This is a genomic window from Streptomyces sp. NPDC031474 (genome assembly GCF_055581185.1).
This window is the reverse complement of sequence record NZ_JBVIJX010000001.1, coordinates 338,154-356,809: the sequence shown is the minus strand read 5'-3', so window position 1 is coordinate 356,809 and position 18,656 is coordinate 338,154. Positions and strand designations below refer to the sequence as shown.

Annotated in this window: 16 protein-coding genes; 8 read left to right on the top strand and 8 right to left on the bottom strand. The window is 71.4% G+C overall.

What is annotated here, in order from left to right:
• Positions 1-42: 42 nt before the first annotated feature.
• The 3 genes from ACZ5SK_RS01680 to ACZ5SK_RS01670 form a co-directional block, all read right to left on the bottom strand.
• Complete coding sequence (locus tag ACZ5SK_RS01680; RefSeq protein WP_334580916.1) at positions 43-852, bottom strand: thioredoxin domain-containing protein; 810 nt, start codon at positions 850-852, stop codon at positions 43-45.
• A 110-nt stretch (positions 853-962) separates the two neighbouring features.
• The gene (locus tag ACZ5SK_RS01675; protein WP_334580918.1) at positions 963-1,655 is read right to left on the bottom strand and encodes a hypothetical protein; all 693 of its coding nucleotides are present in this window, start codon (positions 1,653-1,655) and stop codon (positions 963-965) included.
• Between the two features lie 81 nt (positions 1,656-1,736).
• The gene (locus tag ACZ5SK_RS01670) at positions 1,737-3,062 is read right to left on the bottom strand and encodes a DUF2252 domain-containing protein (protein WP_334580919.1); all 1,326 of its coding nucleotides are present in this window, start codon (positions 3,060-3,062) and stop codon (positions 1,737-1,739) included.
• Positions 3,063-3,319: 257 nt separating this feature from the next.
• Between ACZ5SK_RS01670 and dnaE the strand changes: the two genes are divergently transcribed.
• A complete protein-coding gene (gene dnaE, locus ACZ5SK_RS01665; protein WP_361700097.1) occupies positions 3,320-6,859 on the top strand; it encodes a DNA polymerase III subunit alpha in 3,540 nt (1,179 codons plus the stop codon).
• An 82-nt stretch (positions 6,860-6,941) separates the two neighbouring features.
• Here dnaE and ACZ5SK_RS01660 read toward each other — a convergent pair whose 3' ends face one another.
• Positions 6,942-7,106 carry a hypothetical protein gene (locus ACZ5SK_RS01660; RefSeq protein ID WP_099937555.1) on the bottom strand — a complete coding sequence of 55 codons (165 nt, stop codon included), beginning with the start codon at positions 7,104-7,106 and terminating at the stop codon, positions 6,942-6,944.
• A gap of 223 nt (positions 7,107-7,329) precedes the next feature.
• Here ACZ5SK_RS01660 and ACZ5SK_RS01655 point away from each other — a divergent pair, with 223 nt between their 5' ends.
• From ACZ5SK_RS01655 to ACZ5SK_RS01640, 4 genes are all read left to right on the top strand, one after another.
• Positions 7,330-8,550, top strand: coding sequence for an NYN domain-containing protein (locus ACZ5SK_RS01655; protein WP_334580922.1), 1,221 nt, complete (start codon positions 7,330-7,332; stop codon positions 8,548-8,550).
• A gap of 108 nt (positions 8,551-8,658) precedes the next feature.
• A complete protein-coding gene (locus ACZ5SK_RS01650; protein WP_319671268.1) occupies positions 8,659-9,633 on the top strand; it encodes an ABC transporter ATP-binding protein in 975 nt (324 codons plus the stop codon).
• Between the two features lie 94 nt (positions 9,634-9,727).
• Complete coding sequence (locus ACZ5SK_RS01645) at positions 9,728-10,552, top strand: ABC transporter permease (RefSeq protein ID WP_334580923.1); 825 nt, start codon at positions 9,728-9,730, stop codon at positions 10,550-10,552.
• A gap of 34 nt (positions 10,553-10,586) precedes the next feature.
• Complete coding sequence (locus ACZ5SK_RS01640) at positions 10,587-11,321, top strand: DUF2567 domain-containing protein (protein ID WP_443041301.1); 735 nt, start codon at positions 10,587-10,589, stop codon at positions 11,319-11,321.
• 112 nt (positions 11,322-11,433) lie between these two features.
• On the opposite strand, the gene ybaK is transcribed toward ACZ5SK_RS01640, so the two are convergent.
• The 4 genes from ybaK to ACZ5SK_RS01620 form a co-directional block, all read right to left on the bottom strand.
• Positions 11,434-11,937: a Cys-tRNA(Pro) deacylase gene (ybaK, locus tag ACZ5SK_RS01635; RefSeq protein WP_468575084.1), complete on the bottom strand. Its 504-nt coding sequence runs from the start codon at positions 11,935-11,937 to the stop codon at positions 11,434-11,436.
• A 30-nt stretch (positions 11,938-11,967) separates the two neighbouring features.
• Positions 11,968-12,708 (bottom strand): LON peptidase substrate-binding domain-containing protein, encoded by a 741-nt coding sequence (locus ACZ5SK_RS01630; protein WP_468155763.1) that lies wholly within the window; start codon positions 12,706-12,708, stop codon positions 11,968-11,970.
• A gap of 11 nt (positions 12,709-12,719) precedes the next feature.
• Entirely contained in the window at positions 12,720-13,763 is a 1,044-nt protein-coding gene (locus tag ACZ5SK_RS01625) for a hypothetical protein (RefSeq protein ID WP_468575082.1), read from the bottom strand.
• Positions 13,764-13,862: 99 nt separating this feature from the next.
• The gene (locus ACZ5SK_RS01620; RefSeq protein ID WP_334581402.1) at positions 13,863-15,452 is read right to left on the bottom strand and encodes an oxidoreductase; all 1,590 of its coding nucleotides are present in this window, start codon (positions 15,450-15,452) and stop codon (positions 13,863-13,865) included.
• A 178-nt stretch (positions 15,453-15,630) separates the two neighbouring features.
• On the opposite strand from ACZ5SK_RS01620, the gene hisD reads away from it, so the two are divergent.
• Genes hisD through hisB form a run of 3 tightly spaced genes read left to right on the top strand, consistent with a single transcriptional unit; the run spans position 15,631 to position 18,652 of the window.
• Positions 15,631-16,956 (top strand): histidinol dehydrogenase, encoded by a 1,326-nt coding sequence (hisD, locus tag ACZ5SK_RS01615; protein WP_334580928.1) that lies wholly within the window; start codon positions 15,631-15,633, stop codon positions 16,954-16,956.
• On the top strand, positions 16,953-18,062 hold the full coding sequence (locus ACZ5SK_RS01610; protein ID WP_334580929.1) for a histidinol-phosphate transaminase: 1,110 nt from the start codon (positions 16,953-16,955) through the stop codon (positions 18,060-18,062). Before hisD ends, ACZ5SK_RS01610 begins: the two co-directional genes overlap by 4 nt.
• Positions 18,059-18,652 carry an imidazoleglycerol-phosphate dehydratase HisB gene (gene hisB, locus ACZ5SK_RS01605; RefSeq protein WP_079662945.1) on the top strand — a complete coding sequence of 198 codons (594 nt, stop codon included), beginning with the start codon at positions 18,059-18,061 and terminating at the stop codon, positions 18,650-18,652. The genes ACZ5SK_RS01610 and hisB overlap by 4 nt, the downstream gene beginning before the upstream one ends.
• The last annotated feature ends 4 nt before the right edge of the window (positions 18,653-18,656 follow it).

Here is an 18,656-nt window from a genome sequence, read left to right as displayed (position 1 = left end):
GTTCGCCCGCTCTTCACGCGGCGGCCGGGTTCCCCGTCGGCGTCAGCCCTTGAGGGCCTCGCCCACCACCTTGTCGAAGTCGGCCACCGTCAGCAGCGGGGTGCCCTTGTTGAGCTGCTTGCCGTCCATGACGAAGCCCGGCGTGCCGCTCACGCCCTCCTTGTTGGTGTCGAAGGTCTTCGACATGGCCATCGCCCAGGCGTCGTAGGTGCCCTTCTTGACCGCGTCCTGGAACTTGGTGTTGTTCTTCAGCGCGGTGACGGTGTTCGCGACCTTGATGAGGTAGGCGTCGTCCTTGAACTCGTCGCTCGACTCGTCCGGGTGCCACTTCGCCGAGTACAGCGCCGTCTTGTACTCGAGGAACGCCTCGGGGCTGACGTTCAGCGCGGCGCCCAGGGCGCTCAGCGCGTTCTTGGAGCCCTCGCCGTTGTCCTTGTTGTCGATGAACGTGGCGCCGACGTACTGGAACTTGAACTTGCCGTCGTCGATGTCCTTCTTCACCGTCGAGCCGACGGTCTGCTCGAACTGCGCGCACACGGGGCAGCGCGGGTCCTCGTAGATCTTGAGGGTCTTCTTCGCGGTGCTCTTGCCGATGACCACGGTGGTGCCGTCCGCGCCCGTCGTGTTGGCGGGGGCGACCACCTTGGCGTCCTTCGCCTCGTCCCAGTAGCTGGGCTTGTTGGCCTGGACGACGGCGTAGCCTATGCCGCCGGCCACGGCCAGGACGCCGACGGCCGAGCAGGCGACGATGATCTGCCGCCTGACCTTGGCGCGCTTGGCCTCGCGCTCGCGCTCGATGCGCAGCCGCTCGCGGGCCGCCGTCTTCGCCGCCGCGCTGTTCCGCTTGCTCATGGTGTTCTCCAAAGGGGACGCGCACAGGGGGTGCGCGGAAGTGTGTGGGGACTGTGGGTGGGGGAGCTCAGGTGCTCAGGTGTGCGGCCCTGGTCGGACGGACGGTCCGGTCAGAGCGCGGCGGCCGAGCACGGCGGTCCACGCCGTCCCAGGGAGTGCACGAGGATCCGCTCGCGGACGGTGGTCGCACGGCGCGTGGGCCGCGGCAGGCGGCGGGCCGCCGGGGCGCGTCGTACGGTCACCGCGGCCACGGCCAGCAGCAGCGGGCGGAAGGTGGTCGCGGTCGCCGCCCGCAGCAGCTGCGCCAGCGCGCGCTCGCCCCGGCGCAGCCAGGCGGCCGCGATCAGGCCGACGGTGACGTGCGCGGCGAGCAGCAGCCAGGCGGTGGCCGGATCGGCGTGCGCGAGAAGACCGCCGAGCTTGTCGGTGTCGGTGCCGGTGACCTGGGCCAGCGGGCTGCCGACGGACGTGCCGTTGCCGCACAGCACGTTCCAGCCGACCGAGGCCAGCGGGCCGGCGACCGGGCCGCCGGCCCGGCCGTAGCAGACGTGCTGGCCGGTGGTGAAGACGGTGTCGGCCGCCAGCTCCAGCGGGATCAGCAGGGCGGCGATCCGCCCGAAGCCGCACTCGCGGCCCGCGAGGGCGTACGCGAGCACGAACACGGCGGCCGTGACGGCGGCCACCGTGTTGAGCGGCAGGGGAGCCCGCGACAGCAGCACGTGCGACGCGGTGCTGAGCGTCACGACGAGTGCCGTGAACAGCGCCGCGCGTACGGCTCTGAGGCGGGTCCCGGATATGTCCATAGCGGAGGAAGTGTGTCACGCGCTCCGGTAAGAGACCCCTAAAGGGTGCCTGTGAGAAGGCGGACTGTGAGAGAGCTGTTGTCAGAGGCCGGGAATCCGGCCGTTGCGGAACAGGTCGACGAAGATCTGGTGGTCGGCGCGCGCGCGTGAGCCGTAGGCGTGCGCGAAGTCGACCAGCAGGGGCGCGAAGCCCTCCTCGTCGGCCGCGATCGCCGCGTCGATGGCCCGCTCCGTGGAGAACGGCACCAGGGACTCGCCGGAGGTGTCGTCCGCGGCCGCGTGCATCGTGGCCGTGGCGCGGCCCAGGTCGGCGACGACGCCCGCGATCTCCTCCGGGTCGTCGATGTCGCCCCAGTCCAGGTCGACGGCGTACGGCGACACCTCGGCGACCAGCTGCCCCGCGCCGTCCAGCTCGGTCCAGCCCAGCCAGGGGTCCGCGTGCGCCTGCAGGGCGCGCTGGGAGATCACCGTGCGGTGTCCCTCGTGCTGGAAGTAGCCGCGGATCGCAGGGTCGGTGATGTGCCGGGAGACGGCCGGGGTCTGGGCCTGCTTGATGTAGATCACGACGTCGTTCTCCAGGGCGTCGCTGTGGCCCTCCAGAAGGATGTTGTACGACGGCAGACCGGCCGAGCCGATGCCGATGCCGCGGCGGCCGACGACGTCCTTCACCCGGTAGGAGTCCGGGCGGGCCAGCGACGTCTCCGGCAGCGTCTCCAGATAGCCGTCGAAGGCCGCGAGAACCTTGTAGCGGGTCGCCGCGTCCAGCTCGATGGAGCCGCCGCCCGGCGCGAAACGGCGCTCGAAGTCACGGATCTCCGTCATGGAGTCCAGCAGCCCGAAGCGGGTCAGGGAGCGGGCGTCGCGCAGCGCGTCCAGCAGCGGGCCCTGGGCGGTGTCCAGGGTGAACGGCGGCACCTCGTCGCTCTTGGCGCCGGTGGCCAGGGCGTGGATGCGCTCGCGGTACGCGCCCGCGTACACCTCCACCAGCTCGCTGATCTGCTCGTCGCCGAGCGCCTTGGCGTAGCCGATGAGGGCGAGGGAGGCGGACAGGCGCTTGAGGTCCCAGGTGAAGGGGCCGACGTACGCCTCGTCGAAGTCGTTGACGTTGAAGATCAGCCGGCCGTTGGCGTCCATGTACGTGCCGAAGTTCTCCGCGTGCAGGTCGCCGTGGATCCACACGCGCGAGGTGCGCTCGTCCAGGAACGGGCCGCCCCGCTTCTCTGCGTCGAGGTCGTGGTAGAAGAGGCCCGCCGTGCCCCGGTAGAACGCGAACGCCGAGGCCGCCATCTTCCGGAACTTCACGCGGAACGCGGCCGGGTCGGCGGCCAGGAGCTCGCCGAACGCGGTGTCGAAGACGGCGAGGATCTCCTCGCCGCGGTGCTCGTCGCCTGGCTGCGGAACCGACATCGCTGGGTGCCTCCTGGTGCATGACATGTACGACAGCGTTTCTGTCGTCTCGAACGGGCGGGGCCGGACGAAAGTGCCCGCGACCCGCTGTGAAGGTACGCGGGGAAGCGGCCCGCCCGTCACCCGGCCGCCGCCCTCGTCGAGGCGCTTCGCGCCACAGAGTCCATCACACATGTCAGTGCCGAGGCATAGACTTCGACGCTGTCCCCCAGACTGTCCGCCAGCCTGTCCCGAGTGTTTTCCATGGAGGCCACGCCGTGTCAAAGCCGCCGTTCACGCACCTGCACGTCCACACCCAGTACTCGCTGCTGGACGGTGCCGCGCGGCTGAAGGACATGTTCAACGCGTGCAACGACATGGGCATGACCCATATCGCCATGTCCGACCACGGCAACCTGCACGGGGCGTACGACTTCTTCCATTCCGCGAAGAAGGCCGGAGTCACCCCGATCATCGGGATCGAGGCGTATGTCGCCCCCGAGTCGCGGCGCAACAAGCGCAAGATCCAGTGGGGTCAGCCGCACCAGAAGCGCGACGACGTCTCCGGTTCCGGCGGCTACACCCACAAGACGATCTGGGCGGCGAACGCGACGGGCCTGCACAACCTCTTCAAGCTCTCCTCGGACGCGTACGCCGAGGGCTGGCTGCAGAAGTGGCCCCGGATGGACAAGGAGACCATCGCCCAGTGGTCCGAGGGGCTCATCGCCTCCACCGGCTGCCCCTCCGGCGAGCTCCAGACCCGGCTGCGCCTCGGCCAGTACGACGAGGCGCTGAAGGCGGCCTCCGACTACCAGGACATCTTCGGCAAGGACCGCTACTTCCTGGAGCTGATGGACCACGGCATCGAGATCGAGCGCCGGGTCCGCGACGGCCTCCTCGACATCGGCAAGAAGCTCGGCATCCCGCCGCTGGTGACGAACGACTCGCACTACACGTACGCGCACGAGGCGACCGCGCACGACGCGCTGCTGTGCATCCAGACCGGCAAGAACCTCTCCGACCCCGACCGTTTCAAGTTCGACGGCACCGGCTACTACCTGAAGTCCACGGACGAGATGTACGCCATCGACTCCTCGGACGCCTGGCAGGAGGGCTGCGCCAACACCCTCCTGGTCGCCGAGCAGATCGACACCACCGGCATGTTCGAGGCGAAGAACCTCATGCCGAAGTTCGACATCCCCGAGGGCTTCACCGAAGTCAGCTGGTTCAAGGAGGAAGTCCGCCGGGGCATGGACCGCCGCTTCCCCGGCGGTGTCCCCGAGGACCGGCAGAAGCAGGTCGAGTACGAGATGGACGTCATCATCCAGATGGGGTTCCCGGGCTACTTCCTCGTCGTCGCCGACTTCATCATGTGGGCCAAGAAGAACGGCATCGCGGTCGGCCCCGGCCGAGGCTCCGCGGCCGGTTCGATCGTCGCCTACGCCATGGGCATCACCGACCTCGACCCCATCCCGCACGGTCTGATCTTCGAGCGGTTCCTCAACCCCGAGCGCGTCTCCATGCCCGATGTCGACATCGACTTCGACGAGCGCCGGCGCGTCGAGGTGATCCGGTACGTCACCGAGAAGTACGGCGCCGACAAGGTCGCCATGATCGGCACCTACGGCAAGATCAAGGCCAAGAACGCGATCAAGGACTCCGCGCGCGTGCTGGGCTACCCGTACGCCATGGGCGACCGGCTCACCAAGGCCATGCCCGCCGACGTCCTCGGCAAGGGCATCGACCTCAACGGCATCACGGACCCCTCGCACCCCCGCTACAGCGAGGCGGGCGAGATCCGCGCGATGTACGAGAACGAGCCGGACGTCAAGAAGGTCATCGACACCGCCAAGGGCGTCGAGGGCCTGGTCCGGCAGATGGGCGTGCACGCCGCCGGCGTGATCATGTCCAGTGAGCCCATCGTCGACCACGCCCCGATCTGGGTGCGGCACACGGACGGCGTGACCATCACACAGTGGGACTACCCGCAGTGCGAGTCGCTCGGCCTGCTGAAGATGGACTTCCTCGGCCTGCGCAACCTGACGATCATGGACGACGCCGTCAAGATGGTGAAGTCCAACAAGGGCATCGACCTGGACCTGCTGGCCCTGCCGCTCGACGATCCGAAGACCTTCGAACTGCTCCAGCGCGGCGAGACCCTCGGCGTCTTCCAGTTCGACGGCGGACCCATGCGCTCGCTGCTGCGCCTGATGAAGCCCGACAACTTCGAGGACATCTCCGCCGTCTCCGCGCTCTACCGTCCGGGCCCGATGGGCATGGACTCGCACACCAACTACGCGCTCCGCAAGAACAAGCTCCAGGAGATCACCCCGATCCACAAGGAGCTGGAGGAGCCCCTGGAAGAGGTCCTGGCCGTCACCTACGGCCTGATCGTCTACCAGGAGCAGGTGCAGAAGGCCGCCCAGATCATCGCCGGGTACTCGCTCGGCGAGGCCGACATCCTGCGCCGCGTGATGGGCAAGAAGAAGCCCGACGAGCTGGCGAAGAACTTCACCATCTTCCAGGCGGGCGCCAAGAAGAACGGCTACAGCGACGAGGCCATCCAGGCCCTGTGGGACGTGCTGGTCCCGTTCGCCGGCTACGCCTTCAACAAGGCGCACTCCGCCGCGTACGGCCTGGTCTCGTACTGGACCGCCTATCTGAAGGCGAACCACCCCGCCGAGTACATGGCCGGACTGCTCACGTCGGTGAAGGACGACAAGGACAAGTCGGCCGTCTATCTCAACGAGTGCCGGCGCATGGGCATCAAGGTGCTCCCGCCGAACGTCAACGAGTCGGTGCACAACTTCGCCGCCCAGGGCGACGACGTGATCCTCTTCGGCCTCGAAGCCGTCCGCAACGTCGGCACCAACGTGGTGGAGTCGATCATCAGGAGCCGCAAGGCCAAGGGGAAGTACGCCTCCTTCCCCGACTACCTCGACAAGGTCGAGGCGGTCGCCTGCAACAAGCGCACCACGGAGTCGCTGATCAAGGCGGGCGCGTTCGACACCCTCGGGCACACCCGCAAGGGCCTCACCGCGCAGTTCGAGCCGATGATCGACAACGTGGTGGCGGTCAAGCGCAAGGAGGCCGAGGGGCAGTTCGACCTCTTCGGCGGCATGGGCGAGGAGGAGACGACCGAGCCCGGCTTCGGACTCGACGTCGAGTTCACCACGGACGAGTGGGAGAAGACGTATCTGCTCGCCCAGGAGCGGGAGATGCTCGGTCTGTACGTCTCCGACCACCCGCTGTTCGGCCTGGAGCATGTGCTGTCCGACAAGGCCGACGCGGGCATCGCCCAGCTCACCGGAGGTGAGCACGCGGACGGCGCGGTGGTGACCATCGGCGGCATCATCTCCGGTCTCCAGCGCAAGATGACCAAGCAGGGCAACGCCTGGGCGATCGCCACCGTCGAGGACCTCGCCGGCTCCATCGAGTGCATGTTCTTCCCGGCGACCTACCAGCTCGTGTCGACCCAACTCGTCGAGGACGCCGTCGTCTTCGTCAAGGGCCGCCTCGACAAGCGGGAGGACGTGCCGCGGCTCGTCGCCATGGAGCTCCAGGTGCCGGACCTGTCGAACGCGGGCACCAACGCGCCCGTCATCCTCACCATCCCGGCGACCCGGGTCACCCCGCCGATGATCAACCGCCTCGGTGAGATCCTCACCCACCACAAGGGCGACAGCGAGGTCCGGATCAAGCTCCAGGGCCCGACGAAGACGACCGTCCTGCGCCTGGACCGGCACCGGGTCAAGCCCGACCCCGCGCTGTTCGGCGATCTCAAGGTGCTGCTCGGCCCGTCCTGCCTGGCCGGCTGACGCGACTCAAGCGCGAGGGGCGCATCCGGATTCGGATGCGCCCCTCGGTGTGCCCGGGCTGCAACAGCCCGCCCTGCGGACGTCAGTTGTGGCCGAAGCGCTTCTGCCGGCCCTTGCGGGCGACATCGGCAGGCGTCACCTGCGAGATGCGCTGCTCGGCCTGGTCCTGCATCGAGGACTGCTGGGCCTGCTGCTGACCACGCTCGGACTGCGGCTGTTTACGATCCTGCTTCTTGTTCTTGGCCATGGTGATCTGCCTCCTGGGGGGATCTGAGGGCCAGAGACGGGACCAGATTCACATAGGCTGACTTACGACGCATTTCGGATAATTACCGTCTGTAACAGGGGTTGTCGGAGCGCAAGTGCCTGAAACGCCACGCCGAAGATCGAGTTCGGGCCGTTAACCCCCGTCAGGTCGGGCAGACTCGAAGGAAGCCCAAAGCAAACCTCCCGTAAAGAGGGTGAGTCGTGTGGACCGCTGCATCGTCCTGGTGGACGCCGGGTATCTGCTGGGGGCCGCCGCCAGTCTCCTTGCCGGAGAGCCCTCGCGGTCCCGGATCACCGTGGATCACGCCGCCCTCGTCCAGGGCCTGCGCGAACAGGCCGAGTCCGAGACCGAGCGGCCACTGCTGCGCATCTACTGGTTCGACGGCGCCCCGGACCGCGTCCCCCAGCCCGAGCACCGCAGGCTGCGCGTGATGCCCAGGGTGACGGTCCGGCTGGGCGCGCTGACCCGCAGCGACGGCCGCTGGGCCCAGAAGGGCGTCGACGCGGCCATGCACGCCGAGCTGACCGAACTGGCCCGCAACCGCGCCTGCTCCGACGTCGTCCTCGTCACCGGCGACGGCGACCTGCTGCCCGGCATGATGGCCGCCAAGGAGCACGGCGTCGCCGTCCACCTGTGGGCCGTCCAGGCCGCCGACGGCGACTACAACCAGTCCGAGGACCTCGTCGCCGAGGCCGACGAACGGCGCGTCCTGGACCGTACGTGGATCACCAAGGCCGTCCGCGCCAAGGAGACCGGCGGGATCTGCGCCCCACCGCCCGCGACCCGGCCCGAGATCGCCGCGATCCTCTCCGCGCCGCTGCCCGACTCCGGCCTCGCCCCCGCCGCCGAGCGGACCGCCGAGGAGGCCGAGCACCCTTCCGGGTCCGGCGCCTCCCAGAACGGCACGCAGGAGCGCGTCCCCGCCCCCAAGGGCGTGCCGACCCCCAAGGACCTGGCGGCGCTGCGCGCACCCGGCGAGCGGGCCGCCCAGCACCCCACCACCGCGACCCTGCGCTGGTCCTCCGACAAGGGCTGGGTCGACCGCCCCGGCGTCGTCGCCGAGCCCTCCGAGGTCGCCTCGATGCCGACGCTCGCGCAGCTCACCACCGCGGAGCAGCGGTGGGCCGACCGCGAGGAGGACATCACCACCGTCGGCGGGGACCCCTACGAGGTGGGGCAGGTCTTCGCGCGCCGGTGGATGGAACGCCTCGGCGACCAGGGCCATCTGCAGAAGCTGTCGGGCATGTACCCGCGGATCCCGCACCGTGTCGACGGCGAGCTGCTGCGGTACGCGGCCCGCTTCGGACTGCTCGCCCACAAGGACGACCAGATCGACGAACACGACCGGTACGCCATCCGGGCGGGCTTCTGGCGCGAGATCGACGTACGGACGGCGGCCGAGCACGCCCCGGCGGGGGACTGAACCGGGCACTCGGGACGCCCCCGACGGCGGCCGGAGGTCTCCGACCCCGTAGTCTCGTGCCTTGTGAGTACGCGCGCGGCACCGGTGACTCGGCCCAGGGACGAGGTCGTGTGTGCCGTGCGCGGGCTGACCAAGACGTATCCGGCGGTCCGGGGCAGGCGCGGCACCCCCGCGACCCCCGAGGTCCGGGCCACCGACGACGTACGGCTGGACATCCGGCGCGGTGAGATCTTCGGGCTGCTCGGGCCGAACGGGGCCGGCAAGTCCACCCTCGTCCGGCAGTTGACCGGGCTCATGCGGCCGGACACGGGCAGCGTGGAGATCCTCGGTCACGACATCGTGCGCCACCCCGAGCGGGCCGCGCGGATCCTCGCCTACCTCGGGCAGGAGTCCACCGCCCTCGACGAACTCACCGTCTCCCTCGCCGCCGAGACCACCGGACGGCTGCGCGGCCTCGACGTGCGCGCCGCCCGCCGGGAGCGGGACGCCGTCCTCGACGAGCTGGGCCTCACGCCGATCGCCGGCCGGCCGCTGCGCAAGCTGTCCGGCGGGCAGCGGCGGCTGGCCTGCTTCGCGGCCGTGCTGGTGGGGGAGCGACCCCTGCTGGTGCTGGACGAGCCGACCACCGGGATGGACCCGGTCGCGCGCCGGGCCGTGTGGGCCGCCGTGGACCGGCGGCGGGCCGAACGCGGGGCGACCGTGCTGCTCGTCACCCACAACGTCATCGAGGCGGAGACCGTCCTCGACCGGGTCGCCGTCCTCGACCAGGGCCGGGTCATCGCCTGTGACACCCCCTCCGGGCTCAAGGAGCAGGTCGCCGGCGAGGTGCGGGTCGAGCTGGTGTGGCGTGAGCGGGCGCCGCTGGACGTGCCCGAGGTCGCCGCGCTGCGCGAGCGGGCCGTGGAGTCCGGACGCCGCTGGACGCTGCGGCTCGCTCCCGACGAGGCCCGTGCGATCGTCGCCACCGTCACCGGCGGGGCCGCCTTCGCCGCGCTCGACGACTTCACCCTGGCCACCCCGAGCCTGGAGGACGTCTACCTGGCGCTGGGCGGGGCGGCACGGCAGGGACTGGTGCGGGCATGAGCGCGAGGACGGTGAGCGCGAGAGCCGTGAGCGTGAGGGCGGTCGTCTCCGTATGGGACGGTATGAGAACCGTAGGGAAGAGGAGCAACGTCACGTGAGTGTCGTACCCGCCGAGGTTCTGCCGGGGAGTGCCGGGGCCGTCACGGAGCCGGCCCGCCGTGCCGTCGCCGAGCTGGCGCCGCGCGCGCGGCTGTGGCCGTCGCTCGTGGCCGTGTACCGGGCGCAGCTGTCCCGGGCGCGGGTGGCGCGCATTCCGCTGCTGTTCGTGGCGACCTTCCAGTCGGTCGGCATCCTGATCATGATGCGGGGCGTGGTGGACGGCGGGCGCGAGGCGGAGGCCGTCGTCGCGGGGTCGGCCGTGCTGGTCGTCGCCTTCGTCGCGCTGAACCTGCTCGCGCAGTACTTCGGACAGCTGCGGGCGAGCGGCGGGCTGGATCACTACGCGACTCTCCCGGTGCCGCCGGCGGCCGTGGTGCTGGGCGCGGCCGGGGCGTACGCCTCGTTCACCGTGCCGGGAACGCTGGTGACGGCCGTGTTCGGGTGCGTGCTGTTCGGGCTGCCGCTGACGCATCTGTGGGTGCTCGCGGCCGTGATCCCGCTGGCGGGCGCCGCACTGTCCGGGCTCGGGGCGGCCTTCGGGCTGCTCGCGCCGCGGCCGGAGCTGGCCACCGTGCTGGGGCAGCTCGGCATGTCGGCCGCGCTGCTGCTGGGCGTGCTGCCGCCGGACCGGATGCCGGAGGCGGTGCGCCTCGCCCGCGACCTGCTGCCGTCGACGTACGGCGTCGAGGCCTTCGCACGGACGTTCGGGGCGGATCCCGACTGGGCGTTCGTCCTCGGCGACCTCGCCGTGTGCGCGGGCGTGGGCGTCGTGTCGCTCGCCGTCGCCACCTGGGCGTACCGTCGGGCAGCCGTCCGGTGACGCGCCGCACAGGCGGGCCTGGCACGATGGCAGGGTGACCGCACCGCTGACTCCGCCTCCGCCGCCGCACGAGCCGTCCCCGGACGAACCGTCCTCGCATGAGCCGTCCCCGCGCCGGCCGTCTCCGCACGAGGCGTGGCCGCCGTCGCCCGGAGGGTACGCGCGGATGGCCGCCGCGCCCCACGAGGTGTCGTACGGACAGGACGGGCCCGGGATGAAGACCGAACTGCGGGAAGCCGCCGTGATCACGGTCGGGGTCGCGCTCACCGGGGCGCTGCTCGGGCTGCTGTGGGTGTGGCTGGCGCCGAAGGTGCCGCTCGTGGGGGACGTGGTGCAGGGCAACTGGGTCGTCTACTTCAAGGACACCGAGGGGGAGCAGGCGATCGGGGTGGACGGCACGTTCACGCTGCTGGCTCTGGCGTTCGGTGCGGTGAGTGCGGTGGCGGTGTTCGCCTGGCGGCGGCGCGGGGGAGTGCCGCTCGTCGTCGCCCTGGCGCTCGGGGGGTTGCTCGGGTCGCTGCTGGCGTGGCGGGTGGGGGTGTGGCTCGGGCCCGACTCCGATGTGCTGGCGCATGCGCGGGCCGCGGGCAAGGGGGTGACGTTCTCGGCGCCGGTGAAGCTCGGGGCGAAGGGGGCGTTGCTGGCGTGGTCGTTGGCCGGGTTGCTGGTGCATCTGGGGCTCACGGCGCTGTTCGGGCCTCGGGATCCCGATCCGTATCAGGCGCAGGGGGCTCCGCCTGAGGACGGGTACCGGGCGCCTGTGGCGTAGGGCGGGATTTCGCCCCCGCCGCCCCTACCCGTTCCCATCCCTGGGGGCTGCGCCCGCAGACCCCCCCTTTCGGCCTGAACGGCCTCGTCCTCAAACGCCGGACGGGCTGGACTCATCCTCGGGCGATCGGGGCCAGTACCGCTTGCGTCAGTGTGGCCAGGTCCGTTCCCGACAGCTCCACCTCCAAGCCCCTGCGGCCCGCCGAGACGCAGATCGTGGGGTGGGTCGTGGCCGAGTCGTCCAGGACCGTGGGGAGTCTCTTGCGCTGGCCCAGGGGGGAGATGCCGCCTCGGACGTAGCCCGTGGTGCGTTCCGCCAGGGTCGGGTCGGCCATGGCCGCCCGTTTGCCGCCGACCGCCGCCGCCAGGGCCTTCAGGTCCAGGGAGCCGGCCACCGGGACCACCGCCACCGTGAGGGCGCCGTCGATGTCCGCGACCAGGGTCTTGAAGACCCGGTCGGGGGAGACGCCCGTCGCCTCGGCCGCTTCCTCGCCGTAGGACGGGTGGCTCGGGTCGTGGTCGTAGGCGTGGACCGTGAACTCCACGCCCGCCGCCGTCAGGGCCACCGTCGCGGGTGTGCCTCCGGGCTGCTGTTGCTTCTTCGGCTTCTTCGCCATGCTCGGGCCTTCGGTTGCCTTGAGGTGTCTTCAGTTGAGGCTCGTCGGGCCTCGCGTCAGGTCCGACGCGGGCAGCGAGGGCAGGCTGCGGATGATCGCCGTCTCCGCGCGCAGCAGCTTCAGCTCGTCCCGCAGCCGGGAGGCCGTGTCGGGGGCCTGGAGGAGGCGCTGCTTGGCCGGGGTGTCCAGCATCATCGCGGCCGCCACCAGGTACGACACGACCGACGGGTCGTCGGGGAGGTCCGCGCTCGTGGCCAGGGAGCGTTCGCGGGCGCCCGCCAGACGCTTCTGGTACTGGCGGAAGGCCCGCAGCACGCCTTCCGCGAGGGCGCCCGCCTCGTCCCCCGGGTCCTCCGGCAGCTCCTGGAGCTCGGCCGTCAGGAACGGGCCCGAGGCGTCCACCGACAGCAGCTTCACGCGGGTCGTGCCCGTCGCCAGCACCTCGAACGTGCCGTCGGCCCGCTCGCGGATCGTCGCCGCGTCGGCCACGCAGCCGACGCCGTGCAGCGCCTTGACCGGGTCGTCCCCGAAGCCGGCCGCGGGGCCGCGCTCGGGCAGCGCGGTCTGGTCGGGCAGCCCCGGGCCGCTGGGCGCCACCTCGTGGCCGTCGCGGATGGCGACGACGGCGAACCGGCGCGATTCGTCCTCGGGGGTCTTCAACAGGTCGCGCATCATGGCGCGATAGCGCTCCTCGAAGACGTTGAGCGGGAGCACGAGTCCCGGGAACAACACCGAGTTCAGGGGGAAGAGCGGCAGGCGGACGGTGGTCACGACGCAGAAGCCTAGTGGTCCGGCGGGCGGGCTCGTCCGCCGTGCCCGGTCCCCGGACGCCACGGGGTCTGCCCCGACGGCCCCGAGCGCACTTCCTCGCGTACGGCCAGGAAGTGCCCGAGGGGGTCGTCCGACAGCCGGCCCCAGGGGAAGGAGGTGGCGTACGGGCCGATCAGGCGCAGCTGTGCGAGGGCGTCGTCGCGGCGGCCCAGCCGGACCAGGACGTACGTCAGGACGTTGCGGATCTCGGCCGGCCACGGGTCGGCGGCGGGGAACCGCGCGGAGAGCGTGAGGGCGCGGTCGGCCGCCGCGTCCAGTCGCTCGCGCGGCACCTCGGGGCCGCAGCCGTCGGTGAGGTAGGCGAAGGCGGCCCGCGCGGGCAGCGCCTGCACGAGGGAGCCGGCCGGGGCGTCCTGCGCGGCCCGGTCGGCGAAGTCGAAGCACTCCCGGTGGGAGCCGTGCCACGACTCGGCCAGATAGCGCTTGGCGGCCACATGGCAGCCGTAGTGGTGCGGGGCGCGGCGGACCGCGGCCGCCCACAGCTCGCCCAAGTACTTGTGCCCCGCCCGCGCCCCGCGTGCGTGGTCCAGGGCGATCCGCCACGGCACCGGGTCGCGGACGTCGCTCTGCGCGGCCGCTGTGATCAGCGGGCTCACCTCGCGCAGCAGTTCGGCGCGGGCCGGTGACTGCCAGGCGCGCGCCACCGCGAGCTGGGCGGCGACGAGGAGGACGTCGGGGTCGCGCGGGGCGGCGGTGCCCCACTCCTCGAACCACTCCGGACGCGAGCGCGCGAAGGACGCCAGCCGGGTCACGTACCGGTCGCGGTACTCCCACTCGGCCCGTTCCCGGGTGTGGGCCAGCAGCTCGGCGGCGGGCGCGTAGGCGCCCAGGCCGGCGGCGACCAGCGCGGGCCCGAGCCGGTCGTCGGGCACGTCGAGGAGCACCTCGTCGTCGGCGGGGAGCCCGGCGGCGCTGTGGGGGGCGGCGTTCCGCGCCGTCCGGGAGAACCGGGAGGCGCGGATGAACGGGGGCAGCAGAGCCATGGTGCCGACCATTGAAAAGCCGATGGTTCAGATTGCGCCAGAGGGTTCGGGCAACCTGTGGAAAGTTGTACGCCCCCGGGTCAAGGGACGGTAAAGGCGGGGGCGGGGCGCTCAGCCCCGGCGCAGGAGTCGCGTCGCCCCCGCCGCCACCGTCGTCGCCAGGATCCAGCCGAGCAGGATCAGCGCCGCCGACAGCCACTGCCAGCCGCCGCGCAGCTGCCACTGCCCTGCCTGCCCCAGGTCGATGACGGGCAGCAGCAGGTCGAGGGCGAGGAGCGCAGGGTTCCAGGGCGGGTGTCCGGTGCGGTCGACGGGCGGATGCGGGGCGTGTGCGAAGGCCAGGGAGCTCGCCGCCCACAGCACCGCCATCCACACCGCCGCCCGGCCCGGCCGGTACCCGTAGGCGACCGTCCAGTCCTGGACGTATCCCAGCACCTTCGCGGCCGGCGGAAGCGTCTCGCGGCGGCGGCGCTGCTTGGCCAGCAGCACCTCGCGGGCGTCCTCGTCCTCCCCGCCGGCCCGCAGCACGGCCGCCAGCCGCTCATACGGCTCCGGCGCGTACTCGGCGGTCGCCGCGGCCACCCAGCGCAGCCGCTCGGCCAGCGGGAACGGGCCCTGCGGCACCAGGTTCTCGTACACGAAGCCGCCCATGTGCAGGTTGCCCGGACCCGGCCAGGCGCTCGCCCGGTCCACCAGGTTGATCACCCGGGCGCCCGACAGCACCACCTTGCCGCGCCTCGGCCGCTCCCCGAGGAAGCGCAGCTCGGGCGTCTGCACCCGGCGCAGCGACAGCTCCTGGTCCTCCGTGAAGGTGAACCGGGCCCGCTCCAGGTCCACGGCGTCCCCGAACCGTCCGTCGTCCAGCCGCACCCCGCCCCGGCACTCGAAGCGCTGGATGCGCGTCCCGCGCGCGGGCGTCGTGCCGCTCAGCGCCTGGCCGCCGACGCCGGCCGGGGTCAGGTACAGCGAGCGTCCCACGGTCAGCTGGGGCGCGTTCAGCGCGAGCCGCGTGTAGGGGTTGGTCAGCCGCGCCCCGCGCAGGCTCAGCGACACGCCGATCTGGGCGCTGCGCAGACTCAGCTCGCCGTGCGACTCCAGCAGCTCCGCCTGGAGGTCCTGGCCGACCGTCATGCCGTCGGCGGCGATCGAGCGGCCGGAGCGGTCGCGGTAGACGATCGCCTGGTTGAGCAGCAGGTCCGTGCCGATGTGCGCGTCGGTGAGCCGGACGCCGTTGTGGAAGCGGCACCGGGGCAGGTGCAGATCGCCCTCGGTGTGCACCCGGGCCGCCTCCAGGCGCGGCACCTGGCAGTCCACCATCCGCAGGGTCGTGAACCGCGCTTCCGGCAGCAGCACCTCCCGCTCGAACCGGCAGCGCCGCATCTCCACATACGGCACCACCGTGCCGCCCGCGAGGTTCAGGGCGCCGCTGATCTGCACGCCGACCAGCTTCAGCGAGGAGACCCGGCCGGCCAGCGCGGGCGGACCGGCCAGCAGCAGCCAGGCGATGATGCGGGCCCGCACGGTGCGCGCCTCGCCCCAGGGATGCCCGCCGTGCGGGTCGTCGACGACCGTGTCCCCGCTGCTCAGGTCGTACGCGCTGCCGTTGCGGAAGGCCTGCCACATGCCGGCCTCGGCGGCGGTCAGGTCGTCCGGCAGATCTCCGGCGGCGTCCCCGGTGCGGATGCCCGCCCCCTCGGTCACACGGTTCACCCCACTTCGTTTCTGTCGTTACTCACAGGTTTCGCACAGCTGTTCATGCCCGTTGAGTGACCCCCCGAACGCCCCCAGTGAAGGTGATCTTCCGATTTCCGGCCAGGTTCTGTATCAGCCATTGATACGCGCGAACGACGCCCGATCCCGGTCTGAGAGAATTGACCGCGTGATCTCCCGAATCGATCTGCGCGGCGACGCCCTCCCCGAGGGACCCGCCCTGCGCGACCTGCTGCCCCGAGCCGACTTCGACGTCTCGGCCGCCCTGGAGAAGGTGCGTCCGATCTGCGAGGCCGTGCATCATCGGGGCGACGCGGCGCTGATCGACTTCGCCGAGAAGTTCGACGGGGTGCGGCTGGAATCCGTACGGGTCCCGGCGCAGGCCCTCGCCGACGCGCTGGAGCGGCTCGACCCGGCCGTGCGCGCGGCCCTGGAGGAGTCCATCCGCCGTACCCGTCTCGTCCACCGCGCACAGCGCCGTACGACGCACACGACCCAGGTCGTGCCCGGCGGCTCGGTGACCGAGAAGTGGGTGCCGGTCGACCGGGTCGGGCTGTACGCGCCCGGCGGCCGGTCGGTCTACCCGTCGTCGGTCGTGATGAACGTCGTGCCCGCGCAGGAGGCCGGCGTCGAGTCCATCGCGCTCGCCTCCCCCGCCCAGGCCGAGTTCGACGGCCTGCCGCACCCGACGATCCTCGCCGCGTGCGCGCTGCTCGGCATCGACGAGGTGTACGCGGCCGGCGGCGCCACCGCCGTCGCGATGTTCGCGTACGGCACCGAGTCCTGCCCGCCCGCCGACATGGTCACCGGCCCCGGCAACATCTGGGTCGCCGCCGCCAAGCGCTACTTCACCGGCAGGATCGGCATCGACGCCGAGGCCGGCCCGACCGAGATCGCCGTCCTGGCCGACGACAGCGCCGACCCCGCGCATGTCGCCGCCGACCTGATCAGCCAGGCCGAGCACGACCCGCTGGCGGCAGCGGTGCTGGTCACCGACTCCGTCGCGCTGGCGGACGCGGTCGAGAAGGAGCTGCAGCCGCAGGTCGCGGCCACCAAGCACATCGAGGACCGGATCGTCCCGGCGCTCAAAGGCAGGCAGTCGGCGATCGTGCTGGTCGACGGGATCGACGAGGGCCTGCGCGTCGTCAACGCGTACGGCGCCGAGCACCTGGAGATCCAGACCGCCGACGCCGCCGCCCTGGCCGACCGGGTCAGGAACGCTGGCGCGATCTTCATCGGCCCCTGGGCGCCGGTGTCCCTGGGCGACTACGCCGCGGGGTCCAACCACGTCCTCCCCACGGGCGGCTGCGCCTGCCACTCCTCCGGGCTGTCCGTGCAGTCCTTCCTGAGGGGCATCCACATCGTCGACTACACGCGCGACGCGCTGGCCGGGGTCGCGCAGCACGTGGTGACGCTGGCGGAGGCCGAGGACCTGCCCGCGCACGGCGCGGCGGTCAAGGCGAGGTTCGGCTGGAAGGTGCCTGAGAGCAAGTGAGCTTCGGAATCGACGATCTTCCCGTACGGGACGAGCTGCGCGGCAAGTCCCCCTACGGCGCGCCCCAGTTGGACGTCCCCGTACGGCTGAACACCAACGAGAACCCGTACCCGCTGCCCGGGCCGCTGGTCGAGCGGATCGCCGAGCGGGTGCGCGAGGCCGCCCGCGACCTCAACCGCTACCCGGACCGCGACGCCGTGGAGCTGCGCACCCGGCTCGCGGAGTACCTGACGGACACCGCCGGGTACGAGGTGGGCCTGGCGAACGTGTGGGCGGCGAACGGCTCCAACGAGGTCATCCAGCAGCTGCTGCAGACCTTCGGCGGACCGGGTCGTACGGCGATCGGCTTCGAGCCGTCGTACTCGATGCACGGGCTCATCGCACGCGGCACCGGGACCGGATGGATCTCGGGCCCGCGCAACGAGGACTTCACGATCGACCTCGCGGCGGCCGAGAAGGCCATCGCCGAGCACCGGCCCGACGTCGTCTTCATCACCACCCCCAACAACCCCACCGGCACCGCGGTCCCGGCCGCCACGGTCCTCGCGCTGTACGAGGCGGCGCAGGCCGCGAAGCCGTCGATGGTCGTCGCCGACGAGGCGTACATCGAGTTCAGCCACGGCGACTCGCTGCTGCCGCTGCTCGAAGGCCGGCCGAATCTCGTCGTCTCACGGACGATGTCGAAGGCCTTCGGCGCCGCCGGCCTGCGCCTCGGCTACCTCGCCGCGCACCCCGCGGTCGTGGACGCCGTCCAGCTCGTCCGGCTGCCGTACCACCTGTCGGCCGTCACGCAGGCGACCGCGCTGGCCGCCCTGGAGCACACCGACACGCTGCTGAAGTACGTCGAGCAGCTGAAGGCGGAGCGGGACCGGCTGGTGAGCGAGCTGCTCGCGATCGGGTACGAGGTCACGCCGTCCGACGCCAACTTCGTGCAGTTCGGGCGGTTCGCCGACTCCCACGCCGTCTGGCAGCGGATCCTCGACCGGGGCGTCCTGGTCCGCGACAACGGCGTGCCCGGCTGGCTGCGGGTCACCGCCGGAACCCCCGAAGAGAACGACGCGTTCCTCGACGCGGTCCGTGAAGTCAAGAAGGAGCAGAGCTCATGAGCCGCGTAGGACGCGTGGAGCGCACCACCAAGGAGACCTCGGTCCTCGTCGAGATCAACCTCGACGGCACCGGCAAGGTCGATGTGTCGACCGGTGTCGGCTTTTATGACCACATGCTCGACCAGCTCGGCCGGCACGGCCTGTTCGACCTGACCGTGAAGACCGACGGCGACCTGCACATCGACTCCCACCACACCATCGAGGACACCGCCCTCGCGCTCGGCGCCGCCTTCAAGCAGGCCCTCGGCGACAAGGTGGGCATCTACCGCTTCGGCAACTGCACGGTCCCGCTGGACGAGTCGCTCGCCCAGGTGACCGTCGACCTGTCCGGCCGCCCCTACCTCGTGCACACCGAGCCCGAGAACATGGCGCCGATGATCGGCGAGTACGACACCACGATGACCCGGCACATCCTGGAGTCCTTCGTCGCCCAGGCGCAGATCGCGCTGCACGTGCACGTGCCCTACGGGCGCAACGCGCACCACATCGTGGAGTGCCAGTTCAAGGCGCTGGCCCGGGCCCTGCGCTACGCCTCCGAGCGCGACCCGCGCGCGGCCGGCATCCTCCCCTCCACGAAGGGCGCGCTGTAAAGCC